Consider the following 17,621-nt stretch of genomic DNA (forward strand, 5'->3'; position numbering starts at 1 on the left):
GCGCAGGAGTATGGGGTTGAGCTGGCTCCCCTGTTGAGCGAGTGGGTATTGCCACAGCTTAGAGCGGAAAGTGCTGAGGGAAAGTTGTTCTAGAGAGTTGAGGGGAGGTTTCGTAGGCGGAGGGGTTTCGATTGATAGCGTTAGTTTTCGAGCTGCGTCCTTTGGAAATTAGCGCTGCGTACTGCATTGGCCCTCATCCTAAGTCCTTCTCCCTCGGGGAGAAGGACTTTGAGATTCCTTTAGGCCGATGCTTTGTAAAAGGGCTTTTTGACTACGGTGGCGGGGGCTGTCTTCTGACGAATTTGGACATCTACCACGGTGCCCACCTTGGCTAGCTCGATGGGGACATAGGCCAGGGCGACTGGATAGCCTAAGGTAGGGGACAGGGTACCGCTGGTGACCACACCGACTGATTCATCGTTTTGAATAATGGGATAGTCATGGCGGGCAATGTTGCGGCCTTCTAGCTGCAGACCGACCAGGCGACGCGTGACTCCATCGGTCTTTTGCTGGGCAAGAACATCGCGACCGATAAACTCGGGCACTTTATCTAGATGGACGAGCCAGCTGAGACCGCCTTCTAAAGGGGTGATGTCATCATTAATGTCTTGACCGTAGAGGGCCATGGCGGCCTCAAGACGAAGGGTATCCCTGGCGCCTAGACCGCAGGGTTCGACGCCATGATCCTGCAAGGTTGCCCAAATTTCAGGGGCATCGTCGGCGCCTACCATCACTTCAAATCCGTCTTCGCCGGTATACCCGGTGCGGGCGAGAAATGCGGGGTGATTGAGCACCTGACCATGGGCGTGGTTGTAGCGACGAATGGCGCTGAGGTCGATGTCTGTGATTAGCTGTAGGGTTTCTACGGCTTTGGGGCCTTGGACTGCAATCAGGGCCTGGGTTTGGGAGTTGTCCTGCAGCTCTATGCCGGAGAGGTGTTCTAAAAGCCAGGCTTTGTCTTTGGCGGTGGTGGCGGCGTTGACGATCAGGCTGACTTGCTTACCTTCGTCGTAGATGATTAGGTCGTCGATAATGCCGCCCTGGGGATTTAGCAAAACGGTGTACTGGGCTTTGCCGGGGGCAAGCTTGCCTAGGTCGGAGGGGACTAGCTGCTGGAGCGATCGCAATACGTTATCCCCCCTCAAAATAAATTTTCCCATGTGGGAAATATCAAACATCCCCACTGCTGTCCGCACGGCAGCATGCTCCTGTTTGATACCGCTAAACTGCACCGGCATTTCCCACCCAGCAAATGCGGTCATGCGGGCCTTTTGACTACACAGGTCGTAAAGCGGTGTGTGGAGCAAACTCATGGTAGCTGTGGGGCAAATAGACGGTATAGATCATCCTACTCTCTTCCACGGCTCCAGTATTTATGGAATTTGTTGATTAAAAAATGGCGGTGGGGCTTACTCTATTGTTTAGCTTGTGTGCTGCCATCAGTGAGCACTGATTTAAGGGAACACTAGGGCTCTCAGGGATCACTTCTCAGGGCCAAGAATCACATCATGCCATCTACCCACTATTCATCTTGGTTTGCTTCCCAGCTTCAGGCTTTGATGAATCGTAGCCAACCCAATGTGCCCACGATGTCGCAGCCGTCCCACCGTTTTGTTCTATTTGGGACAGAGTTTAGCGGAGGACGCATGGTGGTCGATTTACTCCGTCGAGTCGCCGATAATCGCGATCGACCCCTGCCTGCCACATGGACTATTGCCTCACTGTTGGCGCGACGCCACTTTTTTCCGCTGTGGCATATTCAACACCATGGGGCGATCTGCGCAGATTATTTGTTTGGGTTCAAGCTATCGGCAGTGGATTTAATCACCACCCATCATATGAGCGAACCCCATCGGTTTATGACCCTGCTCTATGACCGGGGTTATAAGGTGATCCATCTGCAGCGGCGAGATTTAATGCGCCATGCGATCGCAATTCTCAAAGCCCAGCAGCCCACCAGTCGCCACATCGATCCCCAGGCGCTGATTGCTACCCTCAAACAGCTAGACGAACAACGGATTGCAGAAGCCGCCATCGTGGCCCAGGTGCCCCACTTAACCGTCACCTATGAAACGGACCTGATTGACCCTAATGTCTACGCTCATACAGCCCAGCAGCTGTGTCAGTTTTTAGCGCTCAAGCAGCGACAGCGGGCTCACTATCCGATGAAGCTGGTACACCAGCGCATTTCAGACTTAGTGGCTAACTACGACGAGGTTTACGCCACGCTCAAGCGTTCAGACTACGCCTATGTTTTGAGTGAGGCGTCAGCAAAGCTGGTGATTTAGGGCTCCGGACTATTTCCACAGGAAACGCTCCGGACTTCGACTCCGCTCAGTCCTCGGGTTTCTGAAAATGTCGAAGGTTAGTGGGTTGAGCGGAGTCGAAACCCGCGACAAGCGTTTGTTTCAGACTGCTTACTCATCTGCTCCCTGTCTTGCTGCCGCCGCATTGCGTCGCCACATGGCCGGTTTAATCCGTCTGAGGGCCGATGCCGGAAATCGCTGGTCCCAGTCTTCCTCGCTTAGCGTGGCCAAATCATCGAGCTTGGGTGCCACAGTGTTGGCATAGGGCGTAAACTCCGCCACATCGGTGGGCTGGGCAAATCGCTGGTTCCAGGGGCACACGTCCTGACAGATATCGCAGCCAGCGACCCAGTTGTTTAGATGATCCGCTATCGGAGGGGGCAGCGTGGTCTCTCGATTTTCAATGGTGTGATAGGCAATACAGCGGCTGGCATCCACCACCCCTGCAGACCGAATCGCTTCGGTGGGGCAGGCCTCAATACAGCGGGTGCAGGTGCCACAGTGGTTGGTATGGGGTTGGGAGGGCGACAGCTCCAGATTGGTTAAAATCTCTCCCAAAAATATCCAGGAGCCATAGCTGCGGGTAATTAGATTGCCATTTTTGGCTACCCAGCCGAGACCTGCCTCCTGCGCCCAAAACTTATCTTGGACAGGGCCGGTATCGGCATAGTAGCGAGCGCTAATGTTGTCGCCCTGGGACTGCAGCCACTGAGACAGGTACTTTAGTTTTTTGTGCATCACTCGATGATAGTCACGCCCCCAGCCGTAGCGGGCGATTTTGCCATACTCAGCCCCCTCGGGTCGCTGCTCTGGGGTGTAATAGTTGAGGGCAACACAGATAATTGAGCGCACCTCAGGCATCACCTGACGGATGTTCTGACGTTTGGGATTGGCCATCCAGGCCATGTCTGCCTGGTATCCCTGGCCCAACCACTGCTGCAGTCGAGTTTGCATGGTTTGCTCTTGCGCAGTGGCCTCGGGGGGAACCGCCACAATGCCAAAGCCGTGAAAGCCAGCTGCCCTGACTTGGTGCTCTAGTTTGCTGATGTCGTCCTTAAATTGCACAGGCTAATTCCCTTGACTTTTCAGTAAAGAGAAGATTTTCGCCATAGTCAATGGGACAGTCGATAATTGCGGGTACGTCGGCTGCTAGAGCCATTTTCAAGGTGGGAATAAAGTCTTCTGTGGCGGTTACTCGATAGCCTTGAAGGCCAAAGCTCTTGGCCAGGGCAACAAAGTCAGGGTTGTTGAATTTGATAAAGGCGGATTCACCGTAGTAGTTGTGCTGTTTCCACTCGATCAGGCCGTAGCCGCCGTCGTTAAAGATAATGGTGACAAAGGGGGTGCCTAGCCGCAGGGCGGTTTCTAACTCCTGAGAGTTCATCATAAAGCCGCCGTCGCCGGTAACCGCGACCACCTTCCGCTGCGGGTTGACCAGTTTGGCTGCGATCGCACCCGGTATGGCAATTCCCATGGACGCAAATCCGTTGGAAATCAGACAGGTATTGGGGCGCTCACAGTGGTAGTTGCGGGCAATCCACATTTTGTGAGCCCCCACATCCGACAGCACAATATCATCTGGCCCCATCACCTGGCGCAGATCGTAAAGCAGCTTCTGGGGTTTAATCGGAAATGCCAGGTCATCTCGATACTGTTCGTAGTCCGCCCGCATCTCGTCGCGTACCGCCTGAAATGGATAGCTGGACTGGACTGTCCGTTCCACCCGTTGCAAAATCTGTTGTAGAGATACCGAAATATCGCCAATCACTTCCGTCGTCGGCATGTAGCTGCTGTCGATTTCTGCTGGCGTTTGCCCGATATGAATAATCGGCAGCTGTCCATCCGGGTTCCATTTTTTCGGCGGATATTCCACCAGGTCATAGCCCACAGCAATCACCAGATCGCTTTTGTCGATAGCGCAGGAAATAAAGTCTCGCTGCTGCAGTCCCACCGTCCACAGTGCCAGCGGATGCTGGTAAGGAATCACCCCTTTGCCCATAAACGTGTTTGTCACCGGGATCTGCAGCTGGTCCACCATGGCCATAATTGCTTCACTAGCCTGGGCTCGGATCGCTCCGTTTCCGACTAAAATCAAAGGCTGTTCCGCTTTGGCAATCGCCTCCGCTGCAGTCTGAATCGTGTCAGCAGAGGCATAGGTTTGACCGTTGTAGTGACTCGTGAGCGGCTGGCCAGCCGCGTCCATCTCCGCAATATTTTCTGGCAAATCGATATGAACTGCCCCTGGATTGCCCGTTTGCGCTAGCTTAAACGCCTTACGGACAATTTCCGCCGTATTGCTAGGCCGCACAATTTGCGTATTCCACTGGGTGACGGGGGCAAACATGGCCACTAGATCTAAATATTGGTGGGACTCAATGTGCATGCGGTCGGTACCCACCTGTCCCGTGATGGCCACCAGCGGAGCCCGATCTAAGTTGGCATCGGCCACACCGGTAATCAAGTTTGTTGCCCCCGGCCCCAATGTAGAGAGACACACCCCCGCTTTTCCCGTCAGCCGCCCATAGACATCGGCCATAAACGCGGCCCCCTGCTCATGGCGGGTAGTTACAAACTGAATCGATGACGTTTTCAGCGCTTCTAGCACCTGGAGATTCTCTTCTCCAGGTACGCCAAAGATATACTCCACTCCTTCATTTTCAAGGCAGCGGACAAGGAGTTCGGCGGTGTTCATAGGGAGGAAGGTAGAGGGGAAAGGGAAAACGGGTCGAAATTCTGGGTAGAGGCGTTCCATGGAACGCCTCTACCGAACGCATAAGGCATTTCATGGAACGCTTCTACTCGACGCATACCGTTTTGGCATTAACAAATTCCAAAATACCGTGTCGGCCTAACTCTCGACCGATACCGGATTGTTTTATGCCCCCAAAGGGCAATCGGGGATCCGATTTCACCATGCTGTTGACAAATACGGCTCCAGCTTCAAGTTCATTGACTAGACGCTGCTGTTCGGTGGGATCCTGAGTCCAGCCGCTGGCACCTAGGCCAAACGGAGTACTGTTGGCCAGGGCAATGGCGGCGTCTAAATCCGGAACCCGGAAAATTAGGGCGACGGGACCAAAGAATTCTTCTTGGTCGGCGGGTGTGCCAGGGGGAATGTGGCTCAAAATTGTTGGCGGATAGAAATTTCCTAGCTCTAACTCAGGCGGTAAGCTCGTCTTGAGTTTCTCTAAATTACCGCCGTACAGAGCTTTGGCCCCAGCAATGAGACAATCGTGTACCTGTTTGTGAATGTCTCGCAAAATCGACGGCGTGGCCAGGGGGCCAATATCGGTCTCCGGCTGCATGGGATCGCCCACTACCAGAGCCTGATACTTCTCCACTAGCCGCGCTTCAAATTCATCAGCAATATTGCCCACCAGGATAAATCGCTTGGCGGCGATACAGGACTGACCATTGTTTTGTAAACGAGCTGTCACAGCAGTCTCTAAAGCAATTTCGAGATTGGCACTGGGCAACACAATAAAGGGATCGCTACCGCCCAGCTCCAGTACGGCTTTTTTCAGATGCTGACCCGCTGTTGCCGCCACCTGGGCTCCGGCGGGACCGCTGCCGGTCAGGCTGACACCCCGGACGCGCTCATCGGCAATCACCGCAGCGGTTTGCTCAGCACCGATCAACAGGGTTTGAAACACGCCATCCGGAAAGCCTGCTTTCTGAAAAATCTGTTCTATGGATAGGGCGCATTTAGGCACATTGGAGGCATGCTTAAGCAAAACAACATTGCCAGCCATTAGAGCCGGAGCCGCCAATCGAAACACCTGCCAGAGGGGATAGTTCCACGGCATCACCGCTAAGATTATCCCCAAGGGCTGATAGCGTACATAGCCCACGTCTGAGCGTTCATCCGCCAGATAGTCTGCGCCGTTTTCGGCATAGTGACGACAGACCCAGGCACATTTTTTGACTTCTGCGATCGCAGACCCCAGCGTTTTGCCCATTTCCTGGGTCATGATGCGTCCCAAGACATCGGCATGGTCGTCTAGATAGTCGGCGGCGGCCTGTAGCCAAGCGCTGCGATCGCTAAACAAAGTCCATCGGTACTGCTGATATCGAGCCTCTCCCGCCGCCAGCCGCTGTTCTATCTCTGCCGATGTCAGGGGAGCATAGGTCTTATAAACTTTACCAGTAGCCGGGTTAACACTTTTAATTGCCATCGCGGACCTCCCGTCGGTCTTTTCAAGCCATCACCTCCAGGTACGCTCAGCTGTAGCGAGATAGTCACGGGTAAAAACCGATATATGGCGCGATATATGTCGAGTACCGCTCAGCCAAATCTCAACCCAGAGCATGTCTATATAACTAATGTGACAAATGTGACAGTTTCTGGCTGCAAAAACATCACTTTTGCATTGATTATTTACCTTAAGTCCGGATAAGTGGACGGATATGGCCATTTAGTAAACTGGACTATTTCCATGGGAAACGCTGCGCGTTAGGCTTGCCCATGCCCGGAGGGCTGTACGACTCCGCTCGGTCCTCAGCTCTTCAAAAATATTAGATAAAGGTTAGCGGGTTGAGCACAGTCGAAACCCGCGACAGCAGAACTATTTTTATCTACCGAGAGTTAAGAACTTGTTAAGTTAACAGCCCATATCCGGTCTTGGCAGCTATGGTTGTAACCAAGATACCTCCTAACTGCGTCTCCAGCCCTGTTGAATGCCTCTGTCGGCTAGTTTATCAACAGGGCTGCTACTTGTTTAAAGCGCTGCAACAAAATCGCTGGCTTCTTTGCCACAGCTCTCATGGGAGCCCCCAAGGGTACGACACTTTTCTTTATAAATTTTACGAGCTAGGTTAGAAGGAAGCTGGGCCGCATATTCTAAGGCTTTATCAAACATGACAAGACTGTCCTCTGTCTCTTGTTGGCGGCGATGTAGCTGAGCCTTGAGATAAAACAGTTCTGGATTTTCAGGAGCAGCCTCTATAGCTTTGTCCACGGCATCCATCGCGTCAGACATCTGACCTAAATCGCGATAGCCTAGGGCAATTCCTCGATAGGCTAAGTAGGTAGGGTTGCCGTACTCGGAGAGTCGCTCAATTGCCTCTTCAGGATCGGAAAACGGTAAGTTAACCGCCAGCATCAAATCCATAAATCCCTTCACCAGGTTGAGTTCTGGGTCAGTGCTGTCAATCTTTTCAGCTTCGCCAATGTGGCTAAAGACCTGTTGCAACATAGCCAAGGCGGCAGGGGTGCTGCGGGCCACACCCTCGGTGCTCATCATGTGAGCCCCCTCCATAAAGATACCCACGGCAGAGTAAAGATGTCCCCGCAGTGGATCGGTTTCCAGCAGGGCCTCAGCTGTCGACTTTGTCAGCGCCGCTTCGGTGGCTACGGTCTCCCAATCCTCATCGAGATAGGCCATGGAGGCCGCCATGCCATGGACCAAAGGCTCATCAGCTTCGGACGACATCGCGAGATCTAACGCTTTGCGCGCGCCCACATAGTCACCCTCTTTAAAAAAGGCTTCAAAGGCGGCTTCGGCGTGGGGACCAATATCATAGTCAGTGGTAGAACGAAATGGATCACCAGCCAAGACTGGGGTAGACACCAAGGTCAATGTAAGCGCCGTCAGAGCGCCTATGGATTTTAGATAACCGCGCCGGGTGAAGGGGTTTAAAACTCGAAACGTCATGGTGCCTATCCTTATAGCGTGGACATTGTCAATCGAGTATAGCGATTGTGATTGAAATCTATGGATAATCTGTGAAACTCTACCAGCTGGCATAGGCACAAGTGCCCCAGCCGTTGTTAATTTAGTTGTCTATTTATTTAGAAGATATCTCGATCTATCCTGTCGGTCGACACTGATATTTCTGTTGGCGGGTACCTTCGGTGTTAATGCGTTTGCCCATGGGAGAACAGGTTTGATTAGGCAGGGTAACCGTTAGCGGGAATGGAATGGGACGCTGAGGTTCTACGAGCCACAGGGTCAATGCCTCGGAGGGAATAGCCTCGACGTTGGTGACGCTGGGCTGCCAAGACTCGGCGCTCGCGGGTTCTGTAAAGGCCACCTGGGTGTTGTTGGACGGCATGGCCAATACATAGCTCAGGGTGCGGGCGCGGTGGCCGTCTTGCTGATGGGCCACAAATACAAGGGTGGGTGGGGGAGTTGCCCCCAGACGACGGCCAATTTGACCCGGTAGATAGGGTTTGAGTAAAGCGATGTCGTAGCTAATCAGCAGCTGACTAACTAGACCGGCTGCGATCGCAGCTCCCACTACCCAGCGTCGCCGATGCACCAGGGCCAGGGCCGCAATCACCGTTACCGCCGGATACAGCATAAAAAAGTAGCGCGGTGCCAGGGTAATATCCTTGCCCAAGCCATAGGTAATAGCCAGCATCACCCCCAGGACCACCAGCCCGTAGCTGACTATGGGCGACCAGAGATCTAGCCGGGGTTCTGACCGCCAGCCCCATCGCACCTGACGCAGCACGATACCAAACACCCCCAGCATAGTCACCGCCGATAAAATCGTGACCCACAGGGGCACCTGCTCCACCGGTAGCAAAATCAGCATAAACACCCCTGCGACCAAAGACTGCAGCCACGGTAAAATCACCGTTTGCCATAGAGGGGTGGGCTGGCTCAGCCAGCTGGTACTGGCTTCACTTTGAAAATGGGTGATGGCGATGGGCAGCCACGGTCCATAGAGCAGTACGGTCGTGCCCATGGCCATCACCCACGCCATCACCTGCAGGCGACGGTAGCGATACCAAACGAAGCCACCAATGGTGACCAACCACTGGGCGACGATACTAAAGGCATAGAAATAATGGACATACAGACCCAGCGCATTTAGACCGATCCAGCAGAGCCAGCGATAGGGAGAGCGATCGCCTTGGAGGAGTGCGATCCAGTGGACTAGGGCAATGGTTGCGATCGCAACGGCCAAACTATAGTGTCGGGCCTCCTGGGATAGATAAATACCGTAGGGAGACACCGCCATCAGCAGGGCGGCCAGCTTACCCGCCTGAGGTCCCACCCGAGGGCCACCCACACGGCGACCCAGGTAATACGCAGCTATGACCGCCACTACTCCCCACAGCACCGCAAATGCCCGCAGACTCCAGACCGATGTGCCCATCCCGTGCAGCCAGCCATTCATGGCGACAAAAAACAGAGGCGGGTGGTTGCTGTGCATCGTCACCGCCTGGGCCGCCTGTCTGGGGGTGCCAGGGTTATCTAGTAGCGCCCAATAGGCTGCTGGCGACTGTAATGTCCCCAGGGGAATCTCATCTAAACTCTTGCCAAGGCTATAAAATCCAGTGTAGAGTTCATCCACCCACAGGGGTTTAGCCGCTAAACGCCACAGCCGTAGCAGGGCCGCCAGTAGCAAAATCAGCGGCAGATAGAATTTATTTGTTAGCCTCAGCTTGTACAAGGGCCTACCCTCGCTGATACTGCTTCAGCATGGTAGCCGATTAGTCAGAGTAGAGGAAAGTTGCATACGCTCCCTTCCCCCTTCCCCTACATCAAAAACGACTTCTCTCTATAGTTATCGCCACTTGTCCGTCGAAGTTAGGCACCGGAGCCGTCAATTTTGTTACGGTTACCGTTACTTTTTCTAGCCGAGCATCATTGTCAAGGGCCTGGGTTGCGATCGCATCCGCCAACCGTTCAATCAGCTTAAATTTCGACTGCTGGATTATTGTCTGTGTCTGTTGAATAATGTCTGCATAGTTGTGGGTATCTGCCAGAGTGTCGGATTTACCCGCTGCGGATAGATCCATCTGCAATATTAGATCTACCTCAAACCACTGGCCTAAAATATTCTCTTCTGGCAGAGCTCCAATGTAGCCATAGGCTCGAATACCCTTCACTTTTATAGAGTCTTTCATTATTGATGCTTTAGAAACAGGACAATCTATGAAAGCATCAAATGTGCTGGCTAGTGCCATTAAGCCGAAAATCTTAGGCTATTTGGCGATTGATTATGTAGTCCACAAACCAGGGCCTTGGATGTATCTCGTATTAAGCTATTTTCAAAGGCTTCTCAAAAAATCAATAATGGGGATTATAGCTGGATGTTCCCAGTTCCAGTATCCCTTATAAGTTGCACCAACAAGACCAATCACAGGCTTCTCACGAGATGCTAAAAAGGCTTGTAGTTTAGCTTTAGCTGGGTTTCTAAGAGGTAGTGACAGTTGTTGTAAACAGTCGAGATATGCTGTGATGCACGTCATTGCAGGATCACCTTCAACCATACTCAAGCATAAGTTTTCTAACATACCTGATTGAGCTGATGGACCTGGCAAAATACATACATTGATCCGGGGTTCACCATCCTGTAGTAAAAAAGGTTCACGGGGTGGCATCAGTGCCGCGTTAGTTATAGCTCCACACACACTGTCAAATGCGGCCATTGAACTATTGTCTGCATCTCGAACTATGCCTAGAGCTTCCACATCAGAAAAATCTGGACTTCGAACAAATCCTTTGAGCCATGGTTTTAATTTGGGAACCCCACCAAAAGCCTGGACTTGAAAAGTATCACTAAGATTTAGATGTCCTAATAAATGTTCAAAGAAGACTTTATCGTCTGTACCTTCAACAATTAGCTGTTTCGTTTTACAGATTTCGTCTGGCTGATTTCCCTCTAATATTGACATCAACGTACCTCTAGGAAACCTTGCATTGCACCTATGAGTGCCTCGTCATCATAAGTTACAGATCGAAATTTCTCCTTTATACGATCTAAGCGGTGCAGACGAAAATCGCTATCGCTATCCTTTGTAAGGAAAATATCAGACGCTGCTTGGATACATTCATAGCTGTGAGTTGTTGCAATCACTTGGACGTTAAACCGATGGGCAGCGTCACTGATTACCTGCCAAATTTTTGAAAGAACAGAATGGTGCAGTCCGTTTTCAATCTCATCGATTAACACCAATCCCTCACGATTGGTCGCTAACGTCAGTAAGATGGACACTAAACGGTTCAGCCCTTCTCCCATCAGAGACAGCGGTACGAGTCTTGGTAAGCCGATATCTCCGTACAAAATTGGAAATCCGCTCACTACGATAGTTGTAATTCGCTTGAGCCGTGGTTCTACAAGCTGTAGACTTTTAACCAAAGCATAATCACTGCTCATTAGCTCTAAGCGACCAAACATTTCAGAGCGAACCTTACTACTCTGACGACCACTCGCTGAAATAAAAGCAACAGAGAGGGGCGGAGTTGCCAATTCTGCAGATTCTCCCTGAAAGGTGTTATTACCTTCAATCCAAAATTGATTTTCTGTGGGTTCTCCCTCAGGAGAAACATAGCGTAGCGTCAGAATCTGACTCAAATTGGATGTAATTGAACCTAAACCAGCTTCGTATTTTTCCTGGTTTAGAGATATACGATTGGGTATAGCTCGATTACTTTGAATATCGAGGCTATGAGAGCCTGAATAATTAATCGATCCTTCAACATGAATAGTTTTACTTTCGTCAAAATCTTTAAACAGAGGAGCCAGTAAAAGCTCTTGAGCAATATCCGAAGTTACTTTTTCAACTAGACTTCGCATTCCACTGAGATAAGTCAAGCCTGCTGGATTTGAACCCGAGGCCCACATGCCAATCGCCTCTAAGAAAGCTGTTTTGCCCACATTATTTTTACCCGCGATCAAATTAACGCGGCTAAGACCATCCACCTTGAGCGTGTCAAAGCAGCGAAAGTTCTCAATTTGAATTGAGGTCAGCATGGACTACCTGAGGAATGGCTTATGCCTAAATTAGCGTACTTAAGATAAATCGCGATGGGTAAATGGTTTAGCATTCTCTCCTGAATAGGTGGCGACTATGTGGCCATTGCCAACAACCTGATACTTGTAAGTGACCAAACCTTCCAAGCCAACCGGACCGCGAGGAGGCATTTTCTGAGTACTGATGCCGACCTCAGCACCAAAGCCATAGCGGAAGCCATCAGCAAAACGGGTGGAGCAGTTGTGGTAAACACCAGCGGCATCCACCTGGGCCATAAACTGATCGGCTGTAGTCTGATTTTCGGATGCGATCGCATCCGTATGTCGCGACCCGTAGGTATTGATATGGTCGATTGCCGCCTCCACCGAGTCCACCACCCGAATGGCTAAAACCAAATCGCTGTATTCAGTCGACCAGTCCGCCTCAGTCGCTGGCTGAATATCGCTCAAAATCTGACGGCTAGTCTCATCTCCCAACAGTTTTACACCGGCTTGTTGCAGCGCTTCAGCCAATACCGGCAGTGCCTTGGCGGCAATATCAGCATGCACCAGCAGGGTTTCAATGGCATTACAGGCAGATGGATAGCCCACCTTGGCATCAACAGCGATGTTAACCGTCTTTTCCAAATCAGCCGCCACATCCACATAGAGGTGACAAATCCCGTCCGCATGGCCGAGTACCGGAATGCGAGTATTCTCCTGGACAAACTTTACAAAGGCGTTAGACCCCCGAGGAATGATCAGATCCACATAGCTGTCTAGCTCCAGCAGCGCCCGCGTTTCTTCCCGCGTAGTCAACAGCTGCACCGAATTTGGGTCTAACCCTGCGTTGGTCAGTCCCTGACGGATAGCCTTTACCAAGGCTTGGCAAGACCGTACAGCTTCCTTGCCCCCTTTGAGAATGACGCCATTGCCGGACTTTACCGCCAGAGTGGAAATCTGCATCACCGCATCGGGACGGGATTCAAAGATAATCCCCAGCACACCCAGCGGACAGGCGATCCGCTTGAGCACCAGTCCGTCATCCAGCTCGCGGTGAATTTGCATCGCCCCAGCCGGGTCAGGCAGCTGGGCCACATCCCGTACCCCCTTAATGGCCCCCTGGAGTTTGACGGCATCTAGCTTCAGCCGTCCATAGAGCGGCTTAGCCAGATTGTCCTCCAAGGCAGCTTTGAGGTCGGCTTCATTGGCTGCCGCAATCTCAGGGGCAGCGGCTTCTAGAGCCTGGGCAATGGCCTCAATGGCGCTGTTTTTTTGCTGGCTGGACAGACTGGCTAGGGTGCGGGCTGCTTGGCGGGTTTGGCGTGCGATCGCAACCAAAGAATTCTCAACCGCCGCCGAGGATACAGACATGGATTTTGCGTTTGGATTTTTGCGTTTTAGTCTCCCTATATACTAGGCCATCCCTTAACCAATCACTGTGGCGACTCAGCCGCTTCAGATACCTCAGAAGACACCTCAGACTTCTTTGCGATCATCCGCTTTGCCCGCTGCCAAAGCATCTCTAGCTCTTCAATACTATGGTCTTCTATCGGTTTATCAGCCGCCTGCTCCAACAGGCCAAACCGCTGTACAAACCGACGATTAGTCCCCTGCAGAGCCGCCATCGGGTCAATATCACACCAGCGGGCCACCTGCATCAGACTAAACAACACATCGCCAAATTCCGCCACCTGATTTTCAGCACTTTCATGCGCTAGCGCATGACGAAACTCCCCCAGCTCTTCTTCGACCTTTTCCCAAACACCGTCCAGAGTTTCCCACTCAAACCCAGCCTTAGCCGCTTTTTTAGAAATTTTCATCGTGGCCATCATCGGAGGCATTGTCCGACCGTAGCGGGCCAGTTTGGCAGTCAGCGTGGTGTCAGGTTCTCCTTTTTCTGTAGCTTTAATCGCTTCCCAGCTGGCATGTACCTCTTCCGGTGTGGCCAATCGCCGATCGCCAAAAACGTGAGGATGGCGACGAATCAGCTTTTCGGTGATGCCCTGGGCCACATCCCCCAAGTCAAACGCATCCGTCTCGCTAAAAATCTGTGCCTGTAGCACCACCTGCAAAAGCAAGTCCCCCAGCTCCTCAGCAATATGGTCTCGGTCTCCTTGCTGGATAGCATCCACTACTTCATAGGCTTCCTCCAGCACATAGGCCGTCAGACTGTCAGGCGTCTGGGCCAAATCCCAGGGGCAGCCTCCCTCAGGGTTACGCAACTGAGCCACCACAGCAATCAGGTGCTGTAAGGCGTCTAAAGTTTTGGATTGGAGATTTACAGCCATAGGTGCGCAAGGGCAGAAAGGATAGAAGCAACGTGGGAAAGTATGAACAACGCCCAGTTCTATTAAATCTGGCGATGTCTATTTTTTACGCCGCTGCTGACGGCGACGTTTCTTTTTGAACGCTGAGGTGAGCCAGTCACTGGTGTAATGACTCAGCGCTCCAAATTCTAACCCAGCCAGCAACGCCAGCCACTCCCTACGATATCGAGCAAAGAAGCGACCCAGGGCGGAACCAATCATGTCCCATGACAGCTGCGCCTGCCAAAAATAATTGAGCGCCAGTACTCCTGCCGCCACAAACAGAGCGATCCAGGCCCCTAAATAAGCCACTCGTACCAGCGTGCCAATCAGCGGACCATGGGACCAGGTGGACCGATGCTTAATCAGCCTCTGATAGGGATACCAAATCCAGCGTACAGGTCCCCAGCGACGGTACTGCACCGACCGGATATCCAGATCCGGCCCCATCATAAAACCACCGATTAAAAAAGCAATGCTAGCCATCACCGTAAGCGGCACCTCAAGGGTGACCACAAAGGCCGCCGTCAGTACCACAGGCAGTAGCCACAGCGTAATTCGATCATGACTTTTTCCAGATGGCATAGACTCCGCACCGCACTTGCTCCCAGTTTAATAATACGGATGAATTAGCCAAAGTTTGTTTGGAAAAAAATAGATTGATGCCGCCGTTGTCTGTTAGTATTAGTTCCGGTGCAAAAACGCACCCCACGGACGGTTAGCTCAGTTGGTAGAGCGCCTGCCTTACAAGCAGGATGTCACTGGTTCGAGCCCAGTACCGTCCATCAAGAAAAGTCAATCTTTAAGCAAGTTATGGAGACTTCTGTAGGAAGCTGCCAAACTTCCTCAGCTAGTCTGAACTAGAATAAACTGACTAATTTTTAGATCAAAATTAGATCAGTAATTTGGGTTCACTTCAATCTCAAAGTCATTGATTTGTTTGAACTCCAGCCACTATTTTTATTACGAGAGCGTTATACACCCGAAGATTTATTTAACGAAGTCAAAGAGGAGGTGACGCTAGTCGGGGGCACCTTGAGTATAGACGACAGTGTTGAAGACAAACCGTATCGAGACCTGAACAAGAGTGCCTTTATCGGATACTTTTGGTCGGGAAAACATAAACGGACGGTCAAAGGGATTAATCTCATCACCTTGTACTACACCGATCTATCCGGCTATTCATATCCCGTTAACTTTCGCATTTACGATAAACGGGAGGGCAAAACCAAGAATGACTATTTCAGAGAGATGGTGCTCGAAGTCAAGCAGTGGGGCCTTAAACCAACCTGGGTGACCGGAGATAGTTGGTATTCAAGTCTTGAGAATCTGAAGTTTCTCAGAAACGAGAAAGTGGGTTTTCTATTCGGGATTGCCGACAATCGAAAGGTCTCTTTGGAACGTGGCAAGCTAGTTCAGGTCAAGAGTTTAGAGATCTCAGAATCGGGATTATTGGTTTATCTCAAGGAGTTTGGTTGGGTCAAGGTGTTTTGTCAGTCGTTCAAGAACGAACCACGTTATTACATCATGTACCAGCCGACCTTAGAGCGATTGAATCACCTGACTCGGGCTGAATTCAAGCAAGTCCATGATGAGCATTGGCAAATCGAGTGTTTTCATCGAGTGATCAAACAAGTGTGCAACATTGAGAGATTCTATGTTCGGGATGAACAGGCTATTCGCAATCATTTCTACTGTGCGTTACGGGCATTTGGGAAGTTACAAACTTTGTGTATTCAAGGAGTGATTGGAAACTGTTACGAGATATCGAGACAGTTATTTGTGCCAGTCATCCGTCAGTTTATTCTGGACCATGCCACAGAAGCCACCTTTGCTTGATACGAGTAATGGACTTTTGTCAATGCGTAACTCCTATATTAAATGGTGATCGGAGGACTTATTGCCTGATTGATACCATTATGTCCTGGTAGGATGGCCCAAGGGTGAGTCAAGATCTCATGCTGAAGGATATTCAGTTCTGGAAGCTGAATGTCATGGGCACTCTTCGAAAAGTCTGCGCCTACGAGTCCAATCATCCGCTTTTCGGAAAGTCTCTGAAGCCGATTGATTTCAGATTATCAAAATCGTAAGATTTCTTGCTGATAGACTTCTGGTAATGGTACTGTTTCCCAAACAATTCCCTCTCCTGGCAATAGCGATACTTCAATATAGAGAGACTCAACAGCTTCAGTTGCCGAGTCTTCGTTGTCTGCGAAGGGTTGTAAGTCCTCTGTCAATAGCCGAAGGGTAAAACCTGGTGGTATTTGGCCATCACCTGAAATATTTTTGAGTTCAAATCTCCAAGTGTTAGTCTGCTCAGTGGCCATAGGAGAAATTTGTAACTCATAAGTTTGACCAGCAAGCTCAAGTGTTCTTGAAATCACTTTGATAGCATTTTGTTCTTCTCCACGAGCATTTGAGAGGGATGCTTCTAAGTCATAGACTTGCCACCCAAGCTGCTGCGAAAGTTGTGAAATGCCAGATTGCAGCCATTGTCGAATAGACCACTGCTCAGGCAAATCCCAACGCCGTGCTGCTAATTGTTGCCGCCAGCCATCATGGGAAATTAGTGCGCCCCACTGAATAAAGGGAATGGCAAGACGTGGTATGACTATATCTGAGTTGCCTAATCGCTGTATCAAAGAATGAGCCTGATCAATTGATGGTAACGATAAAGCTGACACTGGGCTTTGCAAGGTGTCAGTAGCTGTGATCGATTGTGATAGCCACAATATGTTCCAATCTCTTGTCCAGTAAACCTCTGGCAAATTATATGTGCGGTCTTGCCAATGATAGTTTCCAAGACGTTTGATACTTTCGTGGGTAGCAAACCCAATTAGTCGAACCCAACCCTCATCAAGATTAATCTGAGCCATTAAATACCAAATACCAACCCAATCACGAGTGTCCATCCATTCCTGGGGGATAGTCATATCATCCACACTGATATCTTCAGTGGGAAGCAAAATTAAACGATGCTGGCCAAAGATAATAGGTGTCCCTGTTACAAATTCCCAAATACTAGGTAACAAAGCAGAATTAATAGCTGTATGAGTCTGTGAGTCATAGTCTTTCAGCCATGGCAAAATAGTTTCTAAACACAAACGATTAATATAACCTTGCCAACAGTTTCTAGGTTTAGAGAATTGTTGGCTTTGTTCCCAGATGGTGTCTTGCTGAATCCGATCAATTTCTAGATAGGGTTGAATGGGATCAAGAAAGGCCGTATTAAGTAGATCGCCAAAAACCTTTACATCATTCATGATGATGTAAAACCCGTTAGTAATAGATAGTCTATCGCTCAATGAAACAGCGC

14 protein-coding genes, 1 tRNA gene and 1 pseudogene are annotated in these 17,621 nt (G+C 50.7%); 3 read left to right on the plus strand and 13 right to left on the minus strand.

Going from position 1 to position 17,621, the window contains the following annotated elements; genetic code table 11:
* Positions 1–239: 239 nt before the first annotated feature.
* Positions 240–1,313, minus strand: coding sequence for a glycine cleavage system aminomethyltransferase GcvT (gene gcvT, locus IQ260_RS12880; protein ID WP_193993518.1), 1,074 nt, complete (start codon positions 1,311–1,313; stop codon positions 240–242).
* A gap of 195 nt (positions 1,314–1,508) precedes the next feature.
* On the opposite strand from gcvT, the gene IQ260_RS12885 reads away from it, so the two are divergent.
* Positions 1,509–2,288, plus strand: a complete 780-nt coding sequence (locus IQ260_RS12885) for a hypothetical protein (protein ID WP_193993519.1) — start codon at positions 1,509–1,511, stop codon at positions 2,286–2,288.
* A 129-nt stretch (positions 2,289–2,417) separates the two neighbouring features.
* Here the strand turns inward: IQ260_RS12885 and queG are convergent, their stop codons facing one another.
* The 11 genes from queG to IQ260_RS12940 form a co-directional block, all read right to left on the minus strand.
* Positions 2,418–3,371, minus strand: a complete 954-nt coding sequence (gene queG / locus IQ260_RS12890) for a tRNA epoxyqueuosine(34) reductase QueG (RefSeq protein ID WP_322744946.1) — start codon at positions 3,369–3,371, stop codon at positions 2,418–2,420.
* On the minus strand, positions 3,361–4,998 hold the full coding sequence (locus IQ260_RS12895) for an acetolactate synthase large subunit (protein ID WP_193993530.1): 1,638 nt from the start codon (positions 4,996–4,998) through the stop codon (positions 3,361–3,363). The genes queG and IQ260_RS12895 overlap by 11 nt, the downstream gene beginning before the upstream one ends.
* Before the next feature lie 103 nt (positions 4,999–5,101).
* Entirely contained in the window at positions 5,102–6,481 is a 1,380-nt protein-coding gene (locus IQ260_RS12900; protein ID WP_193993520.1) for an NAD-dependent succinate-semialdehyde dehydrogenase, read from the minus strand.
* Positions 6,482–7,024: 543 nt separating this feature from the next.
* On the minus strand, positions 7,025–7,960 hold the full coding sequence (locus IQ260_RS12905; protein WP_193993521.1) for a Sll0314/Alr1548 family TPR repeat-containing protein: 936 nt from the start codon (positions 7,958–7,960) through the stop codon (positions 7,025–7,027).
* Between the two features lie 154 nt (positions 7,961–8,114).
* Positions 8,115–9,710, minus strand: coding sequence for a glycosyltransferase family 39 protein (locus IQ260_RS12910; RefSeq protein ID WP_193993522.1), 1,596 nt, complete (start codon positions 9,708–9,710; stop codon positions 8,115–8,117).
* Between the two features lie 91 nt (positions 9,711–9,801).
* Positions 9,802–10,167: a dihydroneopterin aldolase gene (gene folB, locus IQ260_RS12915; protein WP_193993523.1), complete on the minus strand. Its 366-nt coding sequence runs from the start codon at positions 10,165–10,167 to the stop codon at positions 9,802–9,804.
* A gap of 144 nt (positions 10,168–10,311) precedes the next feature.
* A complete protein-coding gene (locus IQ260_RS12920; RefSeq protein ID WP_193993524.1) occupies positions 10,312–10,938 on the minus strand; it encodes a DUF3226 domain-containing protein in 627 nt (208 codons plus the stop codon).
* Positions 10,938–12,017, minus strand: a complete 1,080-nt coding sequence (locus IQ260_RS12925) for an AAA family ATPase (protein ID WP_193993525.1) — start codon at positions 12,015–12,017, stop codon at positions 10,938–10,940. Before IQ260_RS12925 ends, IQ260_RS12920 begins: the two co-directional genes overlap by 1 nt.
* A gap of 39 nt (positions 12,018–12,056) precedes the next feature.
* On the minus strand, positions 12,057–13,370 hold the full coding sequence (locus IQ260_RS12930) for a glutamate-5-semialdehyde dehydrogenase (RefSeq protein ID WP_193993526.1): 1,314 nt from the start codon (positions 13,368–13,370) through the stop codon (positions 12,057–12,059).
* A gap of 62 nt (positions 13,371–13,432) precedes the next feature.
* The gene (gene mazG, locus IQ260_RS12935; protein WP_193993527.1) at positions 13,433–14,287 is read right to left on the minus strand and encodes a nucleoside triphosphate pyrophosphohydrolase; all 855 of its coding nucleotides are present in this window, start codon (positions 14,285–14,287) and stop codon (positions 13,433–13,435) included.
* Between the two features lie 78 nt (positions 14,288–14,365).
* Positions 14,366–14,890: a metal-binding protein gene (locus IQ260_RS12940; protein ID WP_193993528.1), complete on the minus strand. Its 525-nt coding sequence runs from the start codon at positions 14,888–14,890 to the stop codon at positions 14,366–14,368.
* 127 nt (positions 14,891–15,017) lie between these two features.
* Here IQ260_RS12940 and IQ260_RS12945 point away from each other — a divergent pair.
* A tRNA-Val gene (locus IQ260_RS12945) sits at positions 15,018–15,090 on the plus strand.
* Between the two features lie 172 nt (positions 15,091–15,262).
* Positions 15,263–16,144 (plus strand): annotated as a pseudogene (locus tag IQ260_RS12950) (IS701 family transposase); the annotation flags it as partial.
* Positions 16,145–16,383: 239 nt separating this feature from the next.
* On the opposite strand, the gene IQ260_RS12955 reads toward IQ260_RS12950, so the two are convergent.
* A partial coding sequence (locus tag IQ260_RS12955; protein WP_228015959.1) for a DUF1822 family protein occupies positions 16,384–17,621 on the minus strand: 1,238 nt, incomplete at its 5' end.

This window comes from Leptolyngbya cf. ectocarpi LEGE 11479 (genome assembly GCF_015207065.1).
GTDB lineage: Bacteria > Cyanobacteriota > Cyanobacteriia > Phormidesmidales > Phormidesmidaceae > Leptothoe > Leptothoe ectocarpi.